The sequence below is a fragment of the Enterobacter sp. RHBSTW-00994 genome (assembly GCF_013782625.1).
Taxonomy (GTDB): domain Bacteria; phylum Pseudomonadota; class Gammaproteobacteria; order Enterobacterales; family Enterobacteriaceae; genus Enterobacter.
In genome coordinates this window covers 2,922,908-2,944,393 of record NZ_CP056199.1, presented here as the reverse complement: position 1 = coordinate 2,944,393, position 21,486 = coordinate 2,922,908, and the positions used below count along the sequence as shown (strand labels likewise).

The following is a 21,486-nucleotide window of genomic DNA, read 5'->3' as shown; positions in this document are numbered from 1 at the left end:
TAGCGCTGAGAAAAGTTGTTATTGTAGCGATTTCCGGTGACAGGACGTGATAATGACACTTTCTCAGTGGCAACACCGTTTCGAATGTTGGCTTGAAGAAAATCATGCTACGGACGACGCAGCACATGATATTTCCCATTTCCGCCGTGTCTGGATGACGGCGCAGCGCATCATGGTTAACCAAACAGTCGATCACCTGGTCGTCCTCACGGCGTGCTATTTTCATGACATTGTTAGCCTGCCCAAAAACCATCCGCAACGCAGTCAGTCATCTCAGTTAGCGGCACGTAAAACTCGCCAAATTCTGAGTCGTGATTTCCCTGATTTTCCGACAGAAAGCTATGCTGCCGTCGAGCATGCCATTGAAGCGCACAGCTTTAGCGCCGCGATTGCGCCAAAAACGGTGGAGGCCTGCATTGTCCAGGATGCCGACAGGCTAGAAGCATTAGGCGCTATTGGCCTGGCGCGCGTTTTTGCTGTGTCTGGTGCACTTGGCGTTGCATTATTTGATGCCGAGGACCCCTTTGCGGATGCCCGTACGCTGGATGACCGGAAATTTGCCCTCGATCATTTCCAGACCAAGCTGCTCCGTTTACCCGAAACGATGCAAACAGAAATAGGCCGTGAACTGGCACGCCACAATGCCGATTTTCTGATCCAATTCATGGCCAAATTGAGCGCTGAATTACAGGGGGATTGCCTGGGTTTAGATAGCCAGGTTCAACGCCGTTTCCGCCGCAGTTTGACATCCTGAACTGTGGTAATCTGTCCGCCGTCTTTATTGTCCGGTTAAAAGAATGCAGGAAAATCGATCAGTGACTGAGCCCGAACTTCAGCTGGCAGAGAAATCCACGGCCGCTGTGCAGGCGTTATTGCAGCATCTGCTGGACATTTATGATGCTAAAACTCTGGCAAATCAGCTGGAGGCTCACGGTGAGAGTCACTGGAGCCCGGCGATTCTTAAACGACTGCTTACCAGTGAGCGCGCCGGGCATCGCATGAGTGACGGCGAGTTTCGGCTCTTGCAGAATCTGCTGCCGCGGCCTTGTGCAGCTCATCCGGCGTATGCTTTCCGATTTATCGATCTCTTTGCCGGGATAGGGGGGATTCGTCACGGGTTTGAAGCGATTGGCGGGCAATGTGTGTTTACCAGTGAATGGAACAAACATGCAGTGCGCACTTATAAAGCCAACTGGTATTGTGATCCTTCCGCTCACCATTTTAATACCGATATTCGTGATGTTACGTTGAGCCACAAAAGCGGAGTCACGGATGAAGAGGCCGCAGAGCATATTCGCGCAACGATCCCTGCCCATGATGTTTTGCTGGCGGGATTCCCGTGTCAGCCGTTCTCCCTTGCGGGGGTCTCGAAAAAAAATGCACTGGGGCGTGCGCATGGTTTTGCCTGCGATACGCAGGGAACGCTGTTTTTTGATGTTGTCCGTATTATTGATGCGCGCCGCCCGGCTATTTTTGTGCTGGAAAACGTCAAGAATCTCAAGAGCCATGATGGGGGGAAAACCTTCCGCATTATCATGCAAACTCTCGATGAGCTGGGTTATGACGTGGCTGATGCGCAGGATATGGGCGCTGACGACCCTAAAATTATTGATGGTAAGCATTTTCTTCCTCAGCATCGGGAGCGCATTGTGCTGGTGGGATTCCGTCGCGATCTCAATTTGCGCGGTGATTTTACCCTGCGTGATATTCCGGCTTTATATCCAACTCGCCGGCCATCACTTGCCAGCCTGCTGGAGCCTGTTGTGGATGCAAAATTTATCCTGACGCCCGTGTTGTGGAAATATCTCTACCGTTATGCCAAAAAGCACCAGGCGAAAGGCAACGGCTTTGGTTTTGGGATGGTCGACCCAACAGACCCACACTGCGTTACCCGAACATTGTCTGCTCGCTACTATAAAGATGGCGCAGAGATCCTGATCGACAGAGGCTGGGATAAAGCGCTAGGGGAGAAGGACTTTGACGACCCGCAAAACCAGCGCCATCGTCCCCGTCGTTTGACTCCACGTGAGTGCGCCCGTTTGATGGGGTTTGAGACGCCTCAAGGCTACAGTTTCCGCATCCCTGTATCAGATACGCAGGCTTACCGACAATTTGGCAACTCAGTCGTGGTTCCGGCTTTTGCGGCCGTGGCAAAACTGCTGGAGTCGCGGATTAAACAGGCGGTCAAACTTCGCCAGCGTGAGGCCGTTAATGACGGATGTGCACAATAAGGCTACGCGCAGTAAAAACATGCGTGCGATAGGCACGCGTGATACCGAGATTGAAAAGCGCCTTGCCAGAGGGCTTTCACAGGCAGGTTTTGCATTCCGGGTGCAGGATGCGACGCTTCCCGGCCGTCCTGATTTTGTCATCGACGAGTACCAGTGCATTATTTTCACCCACGGTTGTTTCTGGCATCACCATCATTGCTATTTGTTTAAGGTTCCTGCCACGCGAACCGAATTCTGGCTGGATAAAATTGGCAAAAACGTTGCGCGAGATGCGCGGGACATTGCCGCACTTGTTGCGCAGGGATGGCGGGTTCTGGTCGTCTGGGAGTGTGCACTACGCGGCAAAATGAAGCTGGATGATGTTGCGTTAATCGACCGACTGGAAGAGTGGATCTGCGACGGCGGACAAGCCGCGCAGATCGATACTCAGGGCATTCACATGGTTAAGGTTTCTCTGCCTAACAAGGTGTCACCACGGGTTTAGCGGGCAGTAAATATTTGCCCAGTGTCACGAGCACAACTGCAAGAATGATCACCCCAAGAGCCAGCCATTCGACGGTTGATAACGTTTCTCCGCCAAAACCTGTTCCCAGTAATACCGCAACAACAGGGTTAACATAGGCATAACTGGTCGCGACGGCAGGTGACACACTGCGGATCAGGAACATATAGGCGTTAATGGCGATGATCGAACCAAACAAGGCCAGATATCCCACCGCCAGGAAACCGGATAAGTCCGGCATCGCCGTTAACTTCTCGCCGGTCAGCATGGAGGCCGTAAGCAGTACAATACCCGCAGCCAGCATCTCGATTGCACCGGCCATCATGCCGGAGGGCAACTCGATACGTGAGCCATACACCGAGCCGAACGCCCAGCTCATCGAGCCAATCAAAATCAATAACGCCCCCCAGGGATTGCCGCTCAAATTGCCGCCGCTGTTAAGCAGAATAATCCCGGCCAGTCCAATTCCGATGCCCAGCCATTCCAGTTTACGGGTACGGATGCCAAAGAGGCGGCTAAAACAGAGCGTAAACAGCGGAACGGTGGCCACAACAACCGCCGCGATGCCTGATGGCACATTTTGATGTTCCGCTACGGTGACAAAGCCATTCCCGACAGCTAATAACAGCAAACCAATCAATGCGGCATTGAGTAACGGTCGTAACGGGGGAAGTTTATGCCCACGTAACAGTAGAAAAGCCAACAGCAGAATGCCAGCAGAGAGAAAACGAATGCCAGCCATCATTAGCGGTGGCCAGCTTTCCACACCGATACGAATGACGAAATAGGTCGAACCCCAGATGATATAGAGCGAAAAAAGCGCTCCAATGAGTGGTAATAAGTGCCGGAAACGCATAATCCCTCACGACGGAATAAAAAGGTCGCTCATAGTAAACGTCAAAACTATCGCGCTGGCGAGCCCTTAATTGTGGCGTTGATGTGAATTTATTGTTGACTTAAAGCACTTGTTCCAGCGCTTTCACTTTTGCTCCATACTATTCACTTAATTATCAAAAAAAGAAGGATAGAGATTTTGGCAGGAAGTAGCTTGTTAACATTGCTGGATGATATTGCCACCTTGCTGGATGATATTTCGGTCATGGGAAAACTGGCGGCCAAAAAAACCGCGGGTGTGTTGGGTGATGATTTGTCGCTTAATGCGCAGCAGGTCAGCGGTGTTCGCGCAAACCGGGAATTACCGGTTGTGTGGGGAGTGGCAAAGGGATCGTTCCTCAATAAAGTGATCCTGGTCCCGCTGGCATTGCTGATCAGTGCGTTCATTCCCTGGGCGATTACGCCTTTGCTGATGGTTGGGGGTGCGTTTCTGTGCTTTGAAGGCGTGGAAAAAGTACTGCATACCCTGGCCTCCCGCAAAGAAAAAGAAACGCCCGAGGCGCGTCAGCAGCGACTGGAGGCACTTGCAGCACAAGATCCAAAAACGTTTGAACGCGATAAGATCAAAGGAGCCATTCGCACCGACTTTATTCTGTCAGCAGAAATCGTCGCGATCACACTGGGCATTGTCTCTGAGTCGCCGTTGCTGAATCAGGTGCTGATTCTGTCCGGCATTGCGATTCTGGTTACCGTGGGCGTGTATGGTCTGGTGGGGATCATCGTCAAACTGGATGATATCGGCTACTGGCTGGCGGATAAATCCAGTAAGGTGGCGAAAGCGATTGGTGGAGGACTGCTGGTCCTTGCTCCCTGGTTGATGAAGAGTTTGTCCGTTATCGGGACGCTGGCGATGTTTCTCGTCGGAGGGGGGATTGTGGTACATGGTATTGCGCCACTTCACCATGCGATTGAACATTTCGCAACGTCCCAGGGGGCGTTGATGGCGGCAATCCTGCCGACGCTGCTCAATCTGGTTCTTGGGTTTATCGTTGGCGGCGTCGTCGTCATGGCGGTTAAGGTTGTCGGAAAGATCCGCGGAACGTCGCACTAATTGTTTCATCCTGAAGGATGCAAAAAGGCCATTCCTCGTCTAAATTGAAACAGTTTCACCCTGATACAGGAGGCAGGTATGGTCTTTTTGGTCAGTGATGAAGTTAAGCCTAAGAAGGGCGGTCCTCGCATGATTGTCACCGGATATTCCAGTGGTATGGTGGAATGCCGGTGGTACGATGGTTATGGCATCAAGCGAGAAGCGTTTCGTGAAGACGAACTCAAGCCGGGGGATGGACGGCAAAAGTGCGACAAGGCTTAATCACATAACGCCCGGCTTGTCCGGGCGTTTTTACTGGCGAGTCTCTACATAGGTCTCCACGCGTGGTGGGTATACGCAGGGGAAGACGGGTAATCAGGGAGTGTGTGTGCAGCGTGATACCTATGTTGTAAAACGATCCTTTCTGCAGTGGCTGCAAAAGCAAAGCAATCCAGGGCGGATTGTGAATCTCTGTTTTCTTGTGGTCTTGATCTTCTCCACGCTATTGACCTGGCGTGAAGTTGTGGTGCTGGAAGATGCTTATATATCCAGCCAACGTAACCATCTGGAAAATGTTGCCAACGCACTGGACAGGCAACTGCAGTTTAATGTTGATAAATTGCTTTTTTTCCGTCACAGCATGCGTGATGCCCTGCAAACACCCCTTGCCTTTGGCGTACTGCATGATGCCGTCTTTCGCTTTAAAACGGTACGTAACACGCCATTCTGGCAACTTGCTGTCGATAAAGACCGTACACTTCCGATAAACGGCGTCTCAGATGCTTTTGTCGAAAAAACAACGTTGTTGTCTCGTGATGACGAACGGGTGAACAACGAGCTTTCTGCGGCACTTGAGTTAGGCTATTTGCTCCGTCTGGCCTCTTCGTCACCGCAAAGGGAAGAGCGGGTTTTTTATATTTCGCGTGCTGGTTTTTATCTTTCTACGGACACGACATCTCAAACCGTTGATATCGTCTCGCGTTACTACCGGTTCGTCACTCAGCCCTGGTTTACGCAACAATCAGAGCGGGAAAATCGTTCACGTGCGATACGGTGGTTTGTCTCTCCGCCGACAGCGTACACGGGCAATGCCCCGGTAATTACTGCAAGCGTACCAATCTATTATGACCACTACTGGTATGGCGTTGTCGCAATGGATTTTGCCTTAACGACCATGAAGCGCTTCCTGATGGACGCAATGGATGATCATACGGAAGGCGAGTATCAGCTTTACGACAGCAGGCTCAATATGATTGCCTCTTCTGAACCTTCTGTCCGTCATATTAATCGCTTTGATGAACGTGAAATGGCACAGGTAGCGCATGCTATTGAGAGCGATACCCAGGGCGAAATTCGCATGGGAACGCGTTTTGTAACCTGGGAACGGCTCGACCATTTTGATGGTGTCGTTCTGCGCATCCACACCCTGCATGAGGGCGTGCGCGGTGATTTTGGGAGTATCAGCATCGCGCTGGCATTACTTTGGGCGCTGTTCACCGCCATGCTGCTGATCTCCTGGCTGGTCATCCGCCGAATGGTGAGCAATATGTATACCCTTCAGCATTCGCTTCAGTGGCAGGCATGGCATGATCCACTGACGCGTCTGAATAACCGAGATGCATTGTTTGAGCGCGCTAAAATACTGGCGGTGCAGTGTCAGGAGAAGTCACTGCCGCTGGCGGTGATTCAGATAGATCTGGACCATTTTAAGAGCATTAACGATCGCTTTGGCCATCAGGCCGGAGACAAGGTGCTTTCACATGCCGCAGGGTTAATTGCCAGCGGATTACGCAGTAATGATGTGGCGGGGCGAGTGGGTGGGGAAGAGTTCTGTGTTGTGCTTCCAGGCATCACGCTTGAGGCCGCCGCCGGGATTGCAGAGCGCATTCGCGCACGCATTAACAGCAAAGAGATTCTGGTGAAAAAGAGCACGACAATACGCGTCAGTGCCTCGCTGGGGGTGAGTGGCTCGCAAGAGAAAGGTCATTATGACTTTGAACAGCTGCAGTCTATCGCTGATGCACGTCTGTATCAGGCCAAGCAATCTGGACGCAACCAGGTGGTATGGCACGATCACGAGAAGAAATGATCAAGCCCTTCACGCCAACCCGCAGGGCCGGGTAGCTGAGTGTGATAAACCCTCGCGGGGCGATCATCCAGAAGGTGAACACCGTGGCGGTTTATCCCTTTCACAATGACGGCGTAATCAACGCTGTCCAGCAGAGGTGCATCGTTAGGGCCATCACCGAGGCCAATGGTCGTGAGGGCTATACCGTCGAGTTGCCGGTATTGTTCAATGACCCATTTAACCGCCCAGTCCTTGCCACATCGGGCATCCAGAATGTGCCAGAAGCGTGCGCCTTGAACGAATTTCAAACCCTGCCTGACAAGGGCCTCTTCAAAATGCACCATGTTCTCATCGCTATCGCGCCAGATCAGCGTTACGGAAGCTTCGTGCTTGCGGGCCAGCCCTGATCGGGAACGATTAAGGCCCGTCCACTGGCTGACAGTATGCTCATCAACGTCGTCGAAAGTGGTGAATCGATAACCTTGATGTTGACGGAGGTGTTCAACCACATGGCGAATTTCGTTATGTGGTACACCCAGTATAAGTCGCGGTGCGGTGTAGGATGCGTCCCAGCGAATATCCGCCTGAACGACTGCCCCATTTTCAGCAATAAACGGTAGCCCTTCCAGACCGAGATCTTGCTGAATATCAATAATCTCTTCAGCGGTCTTACTGCTGCAAAGAACCACCGGGATTTGGTGATCCAGCAGCGTGTCCAGCCAGGCTGCCGCAGGCTGCCAGTCGTAGGTATGCACATCCAGTAGCGTTCCATCAAGATCGGTGAAAATCAACAGCGAATCCTGGAGTGAAAGCATAGTAACTCCTGCAACGTATTGATGATCTTCCTAAGATTATTCCCAAATGAAAAGGGGCGATAAGAAGGAGGATGACCTGGAATCGATCCCTGCCAACCCGCATCGGATGGCCGCTCAGACGTATAATTAAAAAAATCTCATTGATTCAATTAAACATTCATAGTGGAAATAATTACTTGTCATACAAAAATGTTGGAGATACTGTGCTACGGCACATCAGATTTCCTGGTGTAACGAATTTTCAAGTGCTTCTTGCATTAGCAAGTTTCATCCCGGTCATCCCCATGACCGGGATTTTTTTCACTTCAGCGGTTTATTTCAGTCACGCTAAAGTCGTGAATGTCGAGTTCAAACGCCTCGGCCAGCTCGCGGTAGGTATGGTAATCCCTTCCATTGACAATCACCCTCGTGGGGTCGTCTTCCGTACGGCGAACCTCGCTTTCACTGATTTCATTGATTGCTGCAAGTAGGGCATCGACATTTACGCCGACGTTACTGCTCTCTTTACCACTCTTCATTACACGTACCTCATTCCACCCTCTCCATGGGTAAGTATAGACTGCTCAGAAAAACGTCATTCGCACCGGGCGAGCGATGCCAGATAATGTGTTTTGTTCTACACTGGCTCAAAACCACAGGAGGAATGTATGAAGGTCAACGATCGGGTAACCGTCAAAACGGACGGTGGGCCGCGCCGCCCTGGCGTGGTGCTGGCGATAGAGCAGTTTAATGAAGGCACAATGTACCTGGTATCGCTGGAAGACTACCCGCTTGGTATTTGGTTCTTTAACGAAGCAGGACATCCCGACGGGATCTTTGTTGAAACCGCAGAATAGTGTTGTGTCGGGAGGCGTGCGCTTTCCCGGCAAAATGCGAAAATCTCTGGCCAGGCCAGAGATCAAGGTGATTGCTAAAAGGTATTGTGCGTGCTAACGCATGTTAACGAAAATACCATTCGTCACATTATCTGTCAGGCGGACGACGTGGTAGATCACTTGCTTATTATGCGTTTTAATTTTCCTTTTAATATTTCCTTTATGTGACGAAACAGTTTTTGCTTTGATATTCATTTGGTCCGAGATCTGAATCGTCCCTTGCCCATCCATCCACATTCGCAACATACTTGATTCAGTTCTGCTTAATGATAGGGTGGGTAAGTTAACCGCTCCTACATTCTCTACTTCTTTATTCAAATAATCGCCCAGAATGTCATCCAGCGACTCTGGTTTAATCGATTTGGAGCTGATCAATAAATTTTTACGAACTAACAAATATTCATCGAAATGAATATTTGCAATAGCCATAAAAACAATAAACAGAGTTTTAGGATGCTGATTAATGATTTGCTTAATGTGCTGACTGTTGGCTGGATCGTGAATGAAACAGTCCTCATTAATAAACACCACGCCAGGCTTGTGTTCTTCACAAGCGGCTGAGAGTTCGTCAACGGTGTGTACATCGTTGATGTCTCTCTTTTTTACCCCTCTGCTTGCCAGATACCCGGTTAACCCTAGCCGGGTGTAACTGCATAAATCCATAATGATCGTTGACATGGCATACCCTCACTCAATGCGTAACGATAATTCACCATCTGCCTGAGAGCTCATAAACAGCCATACGGGATGGAAAAAATTAATAACCTGTGAGCATGACAAAGACTTTCAGGCGAACTCACTATCCCGTAAAGTTACGTATAATTTGCCAGGAATCATCTTAAAGTAAAGTAAATATTAAGTATTGTGAGGTGGTTAGAAACAAATAAACCGCACCAGATATATCCTGGAAGATGTTTTTCATGTTTTATTTTAGGAATATCCTCAGAAAGACAATGTAAACAATGCGGGTTATTATTTACGTGGTAGTTCGCTGACAATATCCGCCAGAAGATTGAATATCTCGCTGAATAAATGTTCGCAGAAGGGGGCGATAAGTGGCATTAGTAATGACATTAATAAAAGTCCGACCGTCAATGTCACCGGAAAGCCGATGACAAATACGGAGAGCTGTGGCGCCATTCTGTTCAGCAAACCTAATGACAGGTTTACGGTCAGCAGAAGCGTGATGATCGGCAGCGCCAGCATCAGACCATTGAGGAAAATAAGTCCTGCGGCTCGAGTGAGCGCCAGAAACGCGTTACTGTTTACAGGACTCGCACCAATGGGCAGCGTGTGGAAGGTGTCCACCAGCATAGAGATCAGCCACAGATGCCCATTGAAAGAGAGGAACAACAACATGGCGAGCAGGTCGATGATACGAGCCAGCACAGGCATGTTCAGATGGCTTCCAGGGTCGATAAAGGTGGCGAATGACAAGCCCATCTGCAAACCGATGAGTTCCCCCGCCGTACGCACGGCGGCGAAGGCAAGTTGCATGGTAAAACCGACCGCAACACCGATAAGGATCTGTTGCAAGGCGAGCCAAATCGCGTTGGCTGAAAAAATAGGTACGTCAACAGGCGGTAGCGAAGGGGCAATAATAATCGTAATGATGATGCCCAGCCCAACTTTGACGCGCTTAGGTATCGATTTTTCACTGAGTATTGGGGCGGTTGAAATCAGCGCAAGCACGCGCAGCATCGGCCAGAAATAGACGCCAAGCCACTGGACCCACTGATCGCTGGTAAAGTGCAGCATCCTGATATCAGCCGATGATGTACGGCAAGTTGGTAAACAGATTGCGCATATAGTCCAGCAACAAATTCAGCATCCACGGTCCGGCAACAATAATCGCCACGAATACGGCGATGATTTTTGGGATAAAGGACAGTGTCATTTCGTTAATCTGCGTGGCGGCCTGAAGAATACTGATAATCAGACCGGTAACCAGGGCAACAAGCAACAGGGGCGCGGCAACAGCGATAGCTACTTTCATCGCCTCCGTGCCCATCATCATGACCGATTCTGGTGTCATTGCGCGCTCCTTAACTGTAGAAACTTTGCGCCAGCGAACTGACCAGCAACTGCCAGCCATCAACCAGAACGAAGAGCATAATCTTAAATGGCAGCGCAATGGTTGCAGGTGGAACCATCATCATCCCGAGGGCCATCAGGACACTGGCGATAACCAGGTCGATAATCAGAAATGGAATAAAAATAGTAAATCCAATCTGGAATGCCGTTTTCAGCTCGCTGGTGACATAGGCTGGCAGCAAAATACGCATTGGCACAGCTTCCGGCCCCTGAATCGGGCCCGCATTGGCCAGACGGGCAAAGAGGGCTAAATCCGCTTCACGCGTTTGACGCAGCATGAACTCGCGCAGAGGCTGAGCACCTTTTTCCAGTGCAACCTGCATGGAAATCTTATCTTCGCTAAATGGCTGATAGGCGTCGGTATAAATCTTATCAATCACCGGCGACATAATGAAAAAGGTCAGGAACAGTGCAAGTCCCAGCAGAACCTGGTTAGGTGGCGCGGAAGGTGTACCGAGCGCATTTCGCAGCAAACCGAATACGATGATGATGCGCGTGAAGCTGGTCATCATCAGCAAGATTGCCGGAATAAACGTCAACGACGTGATAAACACCAGAGTCTGTATCGGAAGTGACCAGCTCTGCCCGCCACCGGCAAGGGGAGTTGAGACTAAACCTGGCAGTTGTGCATAGACGGCGGGAGCAAACAGACCAACGCCTGCAAGCGTAAGGGACAACAAACGGCGCATCAGGATCTCCCGGAACGCTTAAGCAAACTCTTCATGACGGACTGAAAATCCGCAGGTTTCTCTGCATCCGTTTCGCCAGAGACAGGCGCCGGAGGCAGTTTATGCAAGACATTGATCTGTGATGCGGTCACGCCCAACACCAGTCGTGCATCTTCAACATCAACAATCACCACACGTTCACGTGGCCCAAGCGATGTGCTGGCACTGACTTTCAGGCCGCGAGCAGTGGCCGTTTTCCCCGCCAGGCCAAAGCGCTTTGCCAGCCAGGCGGCGATGAGAATAAAGGCAATAATACCGAACAGTGCGCCGCTCACCTGGAGTAGCGGTGAATCCGGGACGGCGGAAGGGTGCGATACTGTTGCCTCCGTTTTCATTCTTAACGGCTCAGACGACGCATACGTTCAGACGGCGTGATGATGTCGGTGATGCGCACGCCATATTTATCGGCCACGACCACAACTTCACCCTGAGCAATCAGATAACCGTTGATCAGAATATCCAGTGGTTCACCGGCCAGGCCGTCAAGCGCTACCACAGAACCCTGCGTCAGGCGCAGCAGTTCTTTAATGGTCATGCGGGTACGGCCCAGTTCCACGGTCAGTTTGACCGGGATATCCATGATCAGGTCGATATCCTGAAGCGTCCCGCTAACGTCACCACCGCCCAACTGCTGGAAGACAGCATCTGCTGCACTTTTAGCGGGTGTCGTTTTTTGCTCGTTTAACGCGTCAGCCCACAGATCGTCCAGTGCTCCGCTGTTTTCATCGGACGGATTGTTAATGTCACTCATTTGGGCTGTTCCTCATTCAGCGAATTCAATATCGGGTTGATCAAGTGCTCAACGCGTAACGCATACTGGCCGTTTACTGTGCCGTACTGACTTGTCAGTACGGGGACACCATCCACATGGGCAATAATGCGGTCGGGTTTTTCTATCGGCAGAACATCACCGGGTTGTAATTTCAGGATCTGTGATAACCGCAATGAGATATCAGCGAAGCTCGCCACGAGCTCGAGTTGTGAATGCTGCACCTGACGCACCAGATTTTCACGCCAGTTCTGATCTTCATTACGGGAGTTTTCCAGCGGTGGGTTCACCAGCAGCTCGCGCAACGGTTCAATCATGCTGAATGGCAGACAAATATTAAACTCACCGGTCAGGTTACCGATTTCCACATGGAATGGCGTGTTCACGACGATGTCGTTCGGAGAGGTGGTGATATTGGTGAATTTCACCTGCATCTCAGAACGGACATATTCCACTTCCAGCGGGTTAATCGCTTTCCATGCGTCGCTATAAGATTCCAGCGCCAGTTTCAGCATGCGGTTGATGACACGCTGCTCAGTGTGGGTAAATTCACGTCCTTCGACTTTCGTCGGGAAGCGACCATCACCGCCGAACAGGTTATCTACTGCGATGAAAACCAGACTCGGAGAAAACACGAACAGCCCGGTTCCGCGCAGAGGCTTCAGATGAATCAGGTTAAGGTTGGTTGGCACCGGCAAGTTGCGGGCGAACTCATGATACGGCTGAATGCGGATCGCACCGACGGTAATGTCCGGGCTACGACGCAACAGGTTGAACAGCCCCATACGGAACTGTCGTGCAAAACGTTCGTTGATGATCTCCAGTGCCTGAAGACGCTCACGCACCACGCGCCGCTGTGTATTCGGGTCATAGGGACGAATATCGCTATCGCCACCGAGCCCCGGTTGCGGGTCATCACTTTTATCGCTATCGCCGTTGAGCAGCGCGTCGATTTCTGCCTGAGAAAGAATACTGTCGCCCATGTCGTTACCGCAGAATGAAGGCTGTATACAGAACGTCAGTGACTTCCTGCTTAGGTTGACCACTGACCAACGGAGCGGCCAATGCTTGTTTGATGGCTTCGACCAGCTTTTGCTTTCCGTCATCGGTAGCAAGCGTCGAGGCATCCTGACGAGAGAACAGCAACAGCAAACGGCTGCGCACTTCCGGCAGGTAATCATTCAGACGGGAACGGGTTCCCTCGTCTTTCAGACGTAGCGTAATACCGATGTACAGCACACGATCCGCATCACCCAGGTTAACGGTAAAGGTATCCAGTGGGAAAAATACCGGGACCGGCGGTGGCGGGGGTTCAGCTTTGGCTGCTGCAGTAGGTTCCTGCTGCATGCGCCAGTAACTATAGCCTGCGGTTGCGCAGGCTGCGAGCGTGATCAACACCAGCAGCGGGATCCAGATGGAACGCTTACTTTTTTTGGTGATAGCGGAGTCAGTCATCTGATACGAGCTTCCTGTTTCGGTACAGCTAATGAGGTGATTATCCCGTGTCCTGCTTACGTCAAAGCGTGGAAAAGACGGAGATAATCACGCTACCTCTGGCGTTTAGGCGAAGATGTCTACTGCACCGTTTCCACGTGCGGCGGATTGCAACGCAGCAGGGGTTAGCAGTAACTCATCACTCTCTTCATTAAAACCGCCTTGTTGGCCGGAACGTGAAGCCTGCTGTTGTTGCTGGGATGACGACTGCTGCTGTCCGGCGAAGCTCTCACTGCTGACGCTGCTCTGAGACAGCTGAATGCCGTTTTCCGCCAGTTGAGTACGCAGTACCGGCAAGGCCGCTTCCAGGGCTGCACGTACATGGCTGTGTGCAGAGACCATCTGCAGTTGCGCCTGGTTATCATCCAGTTTAAGCGAAATCTGAACCTGGCCCAGATCTTCCGGGTGCAGACGTAATTCCGCTGTTTGTTGTCCCTGGCGGGTAAACAGGGTGATGTGCTGGCTCAACGTCTGTTGCCACTCACTGCTTCCCAACGGTTGGCTCAGCACCGGAGCCGTTGCAACGGTTGCGGCAGGCTGAGAGGTCGCCTGGCTGCTGACAATCGGAGCCAGAGTGGCCGTCGGTGTTGTCGACGAGGTATTACTCGCCAGATCCTGTTTTTCGGCAATGGCGGCGACTGCCGGTGTAGCCGTTGTATTGGCTGGCAGCGTCGTGTCAGCACTCTGGGTCAGAGCCTGATATTGAGACTGTGGTGGCGTCTTATCATGTCCAGCGGAAACATTGCTCTGCACGGGCTGTTGGCCAGTAGCGATTTGCGCTAATCCGGTAGAATTGAGAGCCGCTTGTGCAGTAACACCTTCAGCATGTGTTGACTGGGGAGTAACCGGCGCGGTTGTTTGCTGGTGTGGCAACATCGCCATCAGCGCACTTAAGCCAGCCAACTCTTCTTCATTAAGCTCGGTCTTGCTGTCATCTTTTGTCGCCGTGGTGTTCAGCGCTTTGAGTGCCTCCCCAGCTTTAACCGGCATCAGGCCGGAGACAAGACTTTGCAGCGCAGTAGTTTGCGCAGTGTCATCGCCACTGAGCGTCTCCTGACGGGAGAGCAGATCGGCAATTTTCGCCTGTAGCGTCGTGTCGCCATCTTTTTCAAGCGCGGCTTTGGACAGCTTACTTCCGGCCGCTTTGAGGTCGGCAAGGGTCAGCGGAGCGTCTTTGCCCTGGCCTGCGGTATCCGTTAAGGCTCCGGCCAGCAGCGAGAGAAAATCTTGCGCGCCATCGGCTGATTTTCCCGTCTGTGAACCGCCAGACAGGTCGAGGTCGGACACCAACAGTTGTTGCAGTGTGATCATTCAGGTTTCCTCATTGATGCGCGCTGGGCAAACTCATCCATTTTTTTCTGATCCAGGCGGTTTTCGGCGAGGGTCGTTGCAGCAACTTGCCGATCCTGTAATGTTTGCCAGGCCTGCAGTCGCTGCTTTTTCTCGCGCCAGAAATTCAGCGCTGTATCCACTTTTTGGGTCCACTGGTTAAGCTGCAGGCGATGCTGTTCGATCGCCTTTTCGAGCGTCTGGATAAACTGCTGATAGTTAATCCATCGCTGGCTACCAATGCCTTGTGTCATATCGGTATTGAGGTTGGTGCGATACTCATGCTGATAGTCGATTAACATCTTCAACTGTTCTTCAGCCTGCTGACATCCACGCCGCATTGCACCAAGTTGCAATGCGGCATCATCAACTTCTTTTTCAGCCAGATCTTTTAGCGTTGATAACGCGCTATTTTGCGCCATGACCTTCGCCCTCCACCTGTGTTACACCTGCGGGAAAATCAGATCCAGAGCCTGAATTGAATCTTCCCAGTCGGCACGTTCAAAAATACCTTGTTGCAAGAACGCTTCCAGTTGCGGCCATAAGGCAATCGCTTTATCGAGCATCGGGTCGCTGCCTTTGGCATACGCCCCCACGCTGACCAAATCGCGGTTACGCTGGAAACTGGAGAGCAGTTGTTTGAAGTTACGCACACGGGCGTAATGCTTCTCTGTAATCAGTGCCGTCATTGCACGGCTGATTGAGGCTTCAATATCGATTGCAGGATAGTGTCCTGCTTCAGCCAGACGACGCGACAGTACAATGTGTCCGTCGAGGATCGCACGTGCTGAGTCGGCAATCGGGTCCTGCTGGTCATCGCCTTCGGTCAGTACGGTATAAAATGCCGTAATTGAACCGCCGCCAGTGATGCCGTTACCCGCGCGTTCAACCAGAGCGGGAAGTTTGGCGAATACAGAAGGTGGATAACCTTTAGTGGCTGGTGGTTCGCCGATTGCCAGGGCAATTTCACGCTGCGCCATGGCATAACGGGTAAGCGAGTCCATGATCAGCAGGACGTGCTGCCCACGGTCACGGAAATCTTCAGCGATACGCGTGGCATAAGCAGCCCCTTGCATACGCAGCAGCGGCGAAACATCGGCCGGAGCGGCGATCACCACCGAGCGTGCGCGGCCATCAGCACCGAGAATATTCTCGATAAAATCTTTAACTTCACGACCACGTTCACCAATCAGCCCCACCACAATCACGTCGGCCTGGGTATAGCGTGCCATCATGCCGAGCAGAACCGATTTACCAACACCGGAACCGGCAAACAGACCCATACGCTGCCCTCGACCCACGGTGAGCAGGGCGTTGATCGGACGAACGCCAGTATCCAGCACGTGCTCGATAGGCGTACGTTGTAGCGGGTTAAACGGCTGTGTGATTAGCGCACCGGTTTCGGTGGTGTCAGGGGAGGGCAGACCGTCGAGCGGCTTGCCGCTGCCATCGAGCACGCGGCCTAAAAGTGCCGGGCCAAGCGGTAACTGTTTCCCGCTTTGCAGACCGTCGCCCGCGTAGTTCTTAGCGTAGACACGTGCGCCGGGAAGCACGCCCTCTACCTCTTCAAGCGGCATCAGAAAGAGACGTTGACCGTTAAAGCCAACCACTTCACTTTCCACTTCGCGTGTCTCAATTCCGTCCTGGCGTTCAATAACACAGGTTGCTCCCAGCGGTAACTGTAAACCTGTGGCTTCAAGCACCAACCCGGTGGCGCGCGTCAGACGTCCATAACGACGAACAGATGGCAGTTGCGCCATCTTCGTTTCAAAATTATCGAGCGTGTTAAGCCAGCGCGTGAGGCGTGCAGTCATCAGACGACTCCCGGTGCAGCCAGACGGCACAGCTCTTGCCAGCGGGTTGCCACGCTGGCATCGAGATCGCCCTCATCGGCAGAGACTTTGCAGCCGCCATGATGAAGTGACGGGTCACCGCGTAAACGCCAGCCATGAAGGCTAAGCGTCGCGCCAAGGCTCTCTTCAACACGTTGTAAATCATCAGGATGTACACGCAACTGAGGTTTGCCGCTGAACAACGGTTCCTGTTGCAGCAAACCCTGTATTTGTTTGATCAGTGCAGCGTTATCGACAACGGGTGTCTGGCCGATCACCTGGCGTGCAGCCTCTAGCGCCATCTGCATCAGACGCGATGCAATGACGCTGTCCAGCGCATCAAGAGTATGTTGGAACTCACTCACCAGTTGTTGCATGCGGGCATTGATCGGCGCTTGCTGCTGACGCGCCTGTTCCTGACCCTGCTCTAATCCTTGTGCTAAACCTTCCTGATAGCCTAGCTCATGGCCTTTTTGACGCCCTTCGTTCATACCGGCGTTAAAGCCCTGCTCGTGCGCCTGCATTTGCAGTTGAGCCAGCATCTGCGTGCGTTGTTCTTCCTCACTGAGCTCAGGAGCATCATCAGTGACATCGCCCTCATCGGGCAACATCATTGCTGGCGTGAACTCGGTCACAGGAGGGGCGAGGTCATCGGGTGTCCAGCGCGTCCACGGCAGCTCATTAGACATAAGTGTCGTCTCCGCTGCCAATTACCATTTCGCCGGTTTCCGCCAGACGACGCACAATAAGCAGGATCGCTTTCTGTTCGTTTTCGACCTGAGAGAGACGAACCGGGCCACGGTTGGCAAGGTCGTCGCGCAGGATATCCGCCGCACGCTGAGACATGTTGCGCAGGAACTTCTCGCGCAGTGGCTGTTCGGCCCCTTTGAGAGCGATAAGCAGCGACTCGGAGTCCACTTCCTGAAGCAGGCGCTGGATGCTGCGATCGTCCACTTCGACCAGGTTTTCGAACAGGAACATCTCGTCGATAATTTTTTGTGCCAGTTCGCCATCGAATTCGCGAACTGCAGTAATAACCGCTTCTTCCTGCTGTGTTTTCATCAGGTTGATAATTTCGGCTGCCGTTCTCACGCCGCCCATTTTGCTGCGCTTGAGGTTCTGGCCGTCGAGCAGGTTGTTCAGCACTTCGGTCAGTTCCGCCAGCGCGGCTGGCTGGACACCACCAAATGTGGCGATACGTAGCATGACATCGTGGCGCAGACGTTCGTCGAACAGCGCCAGAATATCGGCTGCCTGGCCGCGTTTGAGGTGGACCAGAATGGTGGCGATGATCTGCGGGTGCTCGTCGCGAATAAGGTCGGCGGCACTCTGCGGCTCCATAAAGTTGAGCGTTTCGATGCCGCTGGCAGTGTCGCGGGTTTCCAGAATATCTTCCAGCAGACTGGCCGCACGTTCTTCACCCAGCGCTTTGACCAGTACTGAACGCAGGTATTCGTTGGCGTTGACGTTGAGGGCGGCAAACTGTTCTGCCTCGCGCTCAAACTCAGCCAGCACCTCCGTTAACTGGGTGTTCGAAATCTGACGCACGTTCGCCATGGCGGCGCTGAGCGTCTGGACTTCGCGATCGGAGAGGTGTTTAAACACCTCCGCCGCGCGGTCTTCGCCAATGGTCATCAGCAGGATGACACTTTTATCTGTGCCTGAAAGGGTAGTGTTACTCATGATCGTTATTCATCCACTGGCGAATGACCAGCGCCACAACGCGCGGATCGTTATCTGACATTTCGCGAATACGCTGGCTCATGACTTCAGCACCCAGGCGCTGGTTAGCACGGCGCTGCTGCATTTGCTCGTCTTTGCTCAGGCGAACCTCGACCGCATCTTCCACTTCCTGACGTGCCGAGAGTTGTTCCCGGGCTGCTTTCGCTTCTTCAGCACGACGCGTGAGCTGTGGACGAATGCCTTTGCGCCACAGTAGCCAGGCCACAATCAGCACCAGCAACCAACGACCTGCGGACATCAACTGATCGATAAACGACTGCTGTTGCCAGAATGGAAGTTCGCCACCCGTTTCATCAACTGCGCTGAATGGCGAGTTCACCACGTTGAGGGTATCGCCACGTTTTTCTGAATAACCCATGGCTTCGCGGGTCAGGTCTTCGATCTGCTTCATCTGATCGGCAGTCAGCGGCAGCGGTTTGCCATCCGGCAGCGTTTTGTAGTTCACCACGACAGCAACTGACAGACGCTGCACATCACCGACATTCATTTTGGTGTGGCGGATCGTACGATCAACTTCGTAGTTGGTGGTCTCATTGCGGCTGGTGGAACGTGGTCCAGATGAATTATTGGTCGCCGTTGAGCCCTGCTGTTGATTATTTTGCTGACCGTTCTGCTGACCATTCTGTTGATTGGCAGCAGGTGTCGTGATGGGGGCAGCGTTAGCCGGAGCAGGCTGGTTAGAGAGCGCACCGGGTACGCCACCGGGGTAAGCGCCACCAATTTGTTCGTTCTCATTGACCTGACGGGAACGCATTACCGCTTGTGCCGCATCACCGTTCGGGCTGTACTGCTCTTCGGTTTGCTCTTTATTAGCAAAGTCGATCTGCGCAGTAACCTGTGCGTGTACGTTGCTGTTACCGACGATAGGGCCAAGAATGGCTTCGATGCGACGCTGGAGACGGTTCTCTACGTCTGTCGCGTATTTCAGCTGCGCGTCGTTCAGATCACGACCGGCAGTATTGGATTGGGTTAACAGATGGCCGCTCTGATCAACCAGCGTAACGTTGCCTGGCGGCAAGCCTGCAACCGCACTGGATACCAAATGCGTTACGGCACTGATTTGTCCCTCATCCAGCGCGCGGCCGGGTTCGAGATTGACGGTAACAGACGCTGACGGAGATTTTTGTTCGCGGACAAACAGAGACGGTTTTGGCATGGCCAGATGCACGCGTGCACTTTTTACCGGGCCAAGTGTTTCAATTGTTCGGGCCAGCTCACCTTCCAGCGCACGCTGGTAGTTCACCTGCTCGCTGAACTGACTGATACCGAATTTTTCCTGATCCAGCAGTTCAAAGCCGACAGCGCCCCCTTTTGGCAGACCTTGTTGTGCCAGGCGCAGACGCAGTTCATGCACTTTATCCGCAGGAACCTCAAGCGCACCGCCGTTATCAGCAAAGCGATAAGGGATGTTCATCTGGGTGAGTTGGGTGACGATCGCACCGCCATCCTGGTCGGAAAGGTTGCTATAAAGTGTCCGGTAATCAGGGCTTTTCGCCCACAAGACCATCGCTACGAGAATCGCAATAGCGGCAGCGCTTGCCACGATCAACGGGATTTTAGGATTCGCACGCAGGCGGTTCATCCACTCGAGTGATTTATTTTGCGGTGCTGTCGATGCTGTCGCACTCATTGCGCACCTCTTAAATCCTGGTGGGTTACGTTATTCGTGTAGAGAAACAAAACTGACTCCCGGGTCGGCAAACACGACAAAAGTTCCATACTGATGGCCCTGCCATTATTTGATGATTCAGGATTTTCTATGCGTCAAATAACCTGGTTTTTTCATGCTATTTACCGCCTTTATCTTATTGACAAGCTGTTAGTCTTGACCGCGTAAAAAACCATCCAGGGGAAAGTCATGGCTATACAGGGCATTGAAGGGGTAATCAGTCAGTTGCAGGCAACGGCAATGACGGCCCGGAGTCAGAATGTGGCGGACGCACAGCCGACCATCAGCTTTGCCGGGCAACTGCATGCTGCGCTCGATCGCATCAGCGATACGCAGACGGCAGCGCGGACGCAGGCAGAAAAATTCACCCTGGGTGAACCTGGCGTGGCACTTAACGATGTGATGACCGATTTACAAAAAGCATCCGTTTCCCTTCAGATGGGGATCCAGGTGCGTAACAAGCTGGTTTCAGCCTACCAGGAAGTGATGGGCATGCAGGTGTAGTGTCTGACGTCATTTCCAGTGATTTTTCAACAATGTTGCTTTTATAAAGAAAAATACAGGATTACCTATGTTACCAAGAGTGCATGTCGTTAACTCATCACAAGGTAGCTTTTTGACCTTTGGAAATGATGTTATTTCAAATCATCTCTTTACCCGAGATAACTGGGAAAACTGGCTTTTTGCCATCACGGGAGAATTCACGCGTGGATTTGACCAGCCTATTGTTTTCGACCTCGGTGCTAACCTCGGGGCATATACCATCCCAACAGCCCTGATGATTGCTGAACAAAATGGGCAGGTTTATTCTTTTGAACCTCAGAAAACGGTTTATTATCAACTGTGTGGCAATATTTTCCTCAATCGACTGAATAACGTAACCGCCCTTAATAAAGGTGTTGGACAGGAGAGCGGACTGCTTGAGCTTCCTGTTCCTGACTACCACAAAATGAATAATGTTGGCGGTTTCTCCATGGTTGAGCAGTATCGCTCAAACACCGGCGTTCAGATGGCGATGAGTGCTGAAAAAGATGTTGTTCAGGTGGTTAAGCTCGACGATATTCTTTTTGAGCAGAAAACGCGCTTCCTGAAGATCGACGTTGAAGGTCTCGAACTGGATGTACTGAAAGGAGCGGTTGGCTTCCTTGAACATAACAATTTCCCGCCATTCTCATTCGAAGCATGGGATTTACCGTGGTTCCACGAGCAGCGTGATGCACTGATAGGTTTCATCCTGGATCTGGGATATGTCATTGAACATATTCAGTTTGATGACTTCCTGGCTCACCATCCGCGCAACGAAGCGAAGGTCGATTTCATTCGTGATGACAATGAAAAACTGACCCGCGTGGTGCGTGCTGGGTAATCTCGAGGGGCCGGTTTCATCGCGGGCTGATTGTTGCAGGGCATGGG

The 21,486-nt window shown here is 52.1% G+C and carries 25 protein-coding genes and 1 pseudogene; 9 read left to right on the top strand and 17 right to left on the bottom strand.

The window, feature by feature from the left end:
• The first annotated feature begins 52 nt into the window (after positions 1-52).
• From HV346_RS14245 to HV346_RS14235, 3 genes are read left to right on the top strand one after another with little or no spacing between them, the layout of a single operon-like run.
• On the top strand, positions 53-754 hold the full coding sequence (locus tag HV346_RS14245; RefSeq protein ID WP_181619972.1) for a phosphohydrolase: 702 nt from the start codon (positions 53-55) through the stop codon (positions 752-754).
• 43 nt (positions 755-797) lie between these two features.
• A complete protein-coding gene (locus HV346_RS14240) occupies positions 798-2,231 on the top strand; it encodes a DNA cytosine methyltransferase (protein ID WP_181619971.1) in 1,434 nt (477 codons plus the stop codon).
• On the top strand, positions 2,212-2,715 hold the full coding sequence (locus HV346_RS14235; RefSeq protein WP_181619970.1) for a very short patch repair endonuclease: 504 nt from the start codon (positions 2,212-2,214) through the stop codon (positions 2,713-2,715). Before HV346_RS14240 ends, HV346_RS14235 begins: the two co-directional genes overlap by 20 nt.
• On the opposite strand, the gene yedA is transcribed toward HV346_RS14235, so the two are convergent.
• Positions 2,690-3,589 (bottom strand): drug/metabolite exporter YedA, encoded by a 900-nt coding sequence (yedA, locus tag HV346_RS14230; protein WP_181619969.1) that lies wholly within the window; start codon positions 3,587-3,589, stop codon positions 2,690-2,692. The genes HV346_RS14235 and yedA overlap by 26 nt on opposite strands.
• 177 nt (positions 3,590-3,766) lie before the next feature.
• Here yedA and HV346_RS14225 point away from each other — a divergent pair, with 177 nt between their 5' ends.
• The 3 genes from HV346_RS14225 (at position 3,767) to dgcQ (ending at position 6,746) form a co-directional block, all read left to right on the top strand.
• Positions 3,767-4,678, top strand: a complete 912-nt coding sequence (locus HV346_RS14225) for a DUF808 domain-containing protein (protein ID WP_181619968.1) — start codon at positions 3,767-3,769, stop codon at positions 4,676-4,678.
• Between the two features lie 78 nt (positions 4,679-4,756).
• Entirely contained in the window at positions 4,757-4,939 is a 183-nt protein-coding gene (locus HV346_RS14220; protein ID WP_181619967.1) for a DUF2158 domain-containing protein, read from the top strand.
• Positions 4,940-5,045: 106 nt separating this feature from the next.
• Entirely contained in the window at positions 5,046-6,746 is a 1,701-nt protein-coding gene (dgcQ, locus tag HV346_RS14215) for a cellulose biosynthesis regulator diguanylate cyclase DgcQ (RefSeq protein WP_181619966.1), read from the top strand.
• Here dgcQ and HV346_RS14210 read toward each other — a convergent pair.
• A complete protein-coding gene (locus HV346_RS14210) occupies positions 6,731-7,540 on the bottom strand; it encodes a mannosyl-3-phosphoglycerate phosphatase-related protein (protein WP_181619965.1) in 810 nt (269 codons plus the stop codon). The genes dgcQ and HV346_RS14210 overlap by 16 nt on opposite strands.
• Positions 7,541-7,845: 305 nt before the next feature.
• Entirely contained in the window at positions 7,846-8,058 is a 213-nt protein-coding gene (gene yodD / locus HV346_RS14205; RefSeq protein ID WP_181619964.1) for a YodD family peroxide/acid resistance protein, read from the bottom strand.
• Positions 8,059-8,187: 129 nt separating this feature from the next.
• Here yodD and dsrB point away from each other — a divergent pair, with 129 nt between their 5' ends.
• Positions 8,188-8,376 carry a protein DsrB gene (gene dsrB, locus HV346_RS14200; RefSeq protein WP_181619963.1) on the top strand — a complete coding sequence of 63 codons (189 nt, stop codon included), beginning with the start codon at positions 8,188-8,190 and terminating at the stop codon, positions 8,374-8,376.
• A 93-nt stretch (positions 8,377-8,469) separates the two neighbouring features.
• Here the strand turns inward: dsrB and rcsA are convergent, their stop codons facing one another.
• The 14 genes and pseudogenes from rcsA to fliF all read right to left on the bottom strand — a co-directional run bounded on the left by rcsA (position 8,470) and on the right by fliF (position 20,034).
• On the bottom strand, positions 8,470-9,093 hold the full coding sequence (gene rcsA, locus HV346_RS14195) for a transcriptional regulator RcsA (protein WP_181619962.1): 624 nt from the start codon (positions 9,091-9,093) through the stop codon (positions 8,470-8,472).
• Positions 9,094-9,380: 287 nt separating this feature from the next.
• Positions 9,381-10,173, bottom strand: a pseudogene (gene fliR, locus HV346_RS14190) (flagellar biosynthetic protein FliR); the annotation flags it as partial.
• Positions 10,174-10,180: 7 nt separating this feature from the next.
• A complete protein-coding gene (gene fliQ, locus HV346_RS14185) occupies positions 10,181-10,450 on the bottom strand; it encodes a flagellar biosynthesis protein FliQ (RefSeq protein ID WP_003859587.1) in 270 nt (89 codons plus the stop codon).
• A 10-nt stretch (positions 10,451-10,460) separates the two neighbouring features.
• Complete coding sequence (gene fliP, locus HV346_RS14180) at positions 10,461-11,198, bottom strand: flagellar type III secretion system pore protein FliP (RefSeq protein WP_181619960.1); 738 nt, start codon at positions 11,196-11,198, stop codon at positions 10,461-10,463.
• Entirely contained in the window at positions 11,198-11,572 is a 375-nt protein-coding gene (gene fliO, locus HV346_RS14175) for a flagellar biosynthetic protein FliO (protein ID WP_181619959.1), read from the bottom strand. Before fliO ends, fliP begins: the two co-directional genes overlap by 1 nt.
• A 2-nt stretch (positions 11,573-11,574) precedes the next feature.
• Complete coding sequence (gene fliN / locus HV346_RS14170; RefSeq protein ID WP_181619958.1) at positions 11,575-11,988, bottom strand: flagellar motor switch protein FliN; 414 nt, start codon at positions 11,986-11,988, stop codon at positions 11,575-11,577.
• Positions 11,985-12,989, bottom strand: a complete 1,005-nt coding sequence (fliM, locus tag HV346_RS14165; protein WP_181619957.1) for a flagellar motor switch protein FliM — start codon at positions 12,987-12,989, stop codon at positions 11,985-11,987. Before fliM ends, fliN begins: the two co-directional genes overlap by 4 nt.
• Positions 12,990-12,993: 4 nt before the next feature.
• A complete protein-coding gene (gene fliL / locus HV346_RS14160; protein ID WP_181619956.1) occupies positions 12,994-13,461 on the bottom strand; it encodes a flagellar basal body-associated protein FliL in 468 nt (155 codons plus the stop codon).
• 105 nt (positions 13,462-13,566) lie between these two features.
• The gene (fliK, locus tag HV346_RS14155) at positions 13,567-14,811 is read right to left on the bottom strand and encodes a flagellar hook length control protein FliK (protein ID WP_181619955.1); all 1,245 of its coding nucleotides are present in this window, start codon (positions 14,809-14,811) and stop codon (positions 13,567-13,569) included.
• Positions 14,808-15,251: a flagellar export protein FliJ gene (gene fliJ, locus HV346_RS14150; RefSeq protein WP_181619954.1), complete on the bottom strand. Its 444-nt coding sequence runs from the start codon at positions 15,249-15,251 to the stop codon at positions 14,808-14,810. The genes fliK and fliJ overlap by 4 nt, the downstream gene beginning before the upstream one ends.
• Before the next feature lie 21 nt (positions 15,252-15,272).
• A complete protein-coding gene (fliI, locus tag HV346_RS14145) occupies positions 15,273-16,643 on the bottom strand; it encodes a flagellar protein export ATPase FliI (protein ID WP_181619953.1) in 1,371 nt (456 codons plus the stop codon).
• Complete coding sequence (fliH, locus tag HV346_RS14140) at positions 16,643-17,350, bottom strand: flagellar assembly protein FliH (RefSeq protein ID WP_181619952.1); 708 nt, start codon at positions 17,348-17,350, stop codon at positions 16,643-16,645. The genes fliI and fliH overlap by 1 nt, the downstream gene beginning before the upstream one ends.
• A complete protein-coding gene (gene fliG, locus HV346_RS14135) occupies positions 17,343-18,344 on the bottom strand; it encodes a flagellar motor switch protein FliG (protein ID WP_181619951.1) in 1,002 nt (333 codons plus the stop codon). Before fliG ends, fliH begins: the two co-directional genes overlap by 8 nt.
• A complete protein-coding gene (gene fliF / locus HV346_RS14130) occupies positions 18,337-20,034 on the bottom strand; it encodes a flagellar basal-body MS-ring/collar protein FliF (protein WP_181619950.1) in 1,698 nt (565 codons plus the stop codon). The genes fliG and fliF overlap by 8 nt, the downstream gene beginning before the upstream one ends.
• 228 nt (positions 20,035-20,262) lie before the next feature.
• On the opposite strand from fliF, the gene fliE reads away from it, so the two are divergent.
• On the top strand, positions 20,263-20,577 hold the full coding sequence (fliE, locus tag HV346_RS14125; RefSeq protein ID WP_181619949.1) for a flagellar hook-basal body complex protein FliE: 315 nt from the start codon (positions 20,263-20,265) through the stop codon (positions 20,575-20,577).
• Positions 20,578-20,689: 112 nt separating this feature from the next.
• Entirely contained in the window at positions 20,690-21,439 is a 750-nt protein-coding gene (locus tag HV346_RS14120; protein ID WP_249415099.1) for an FkbM family methyltransferase, read from the top strand.
• Positions 21,440-21,486 lie beyond the last annotated feature (47 nt).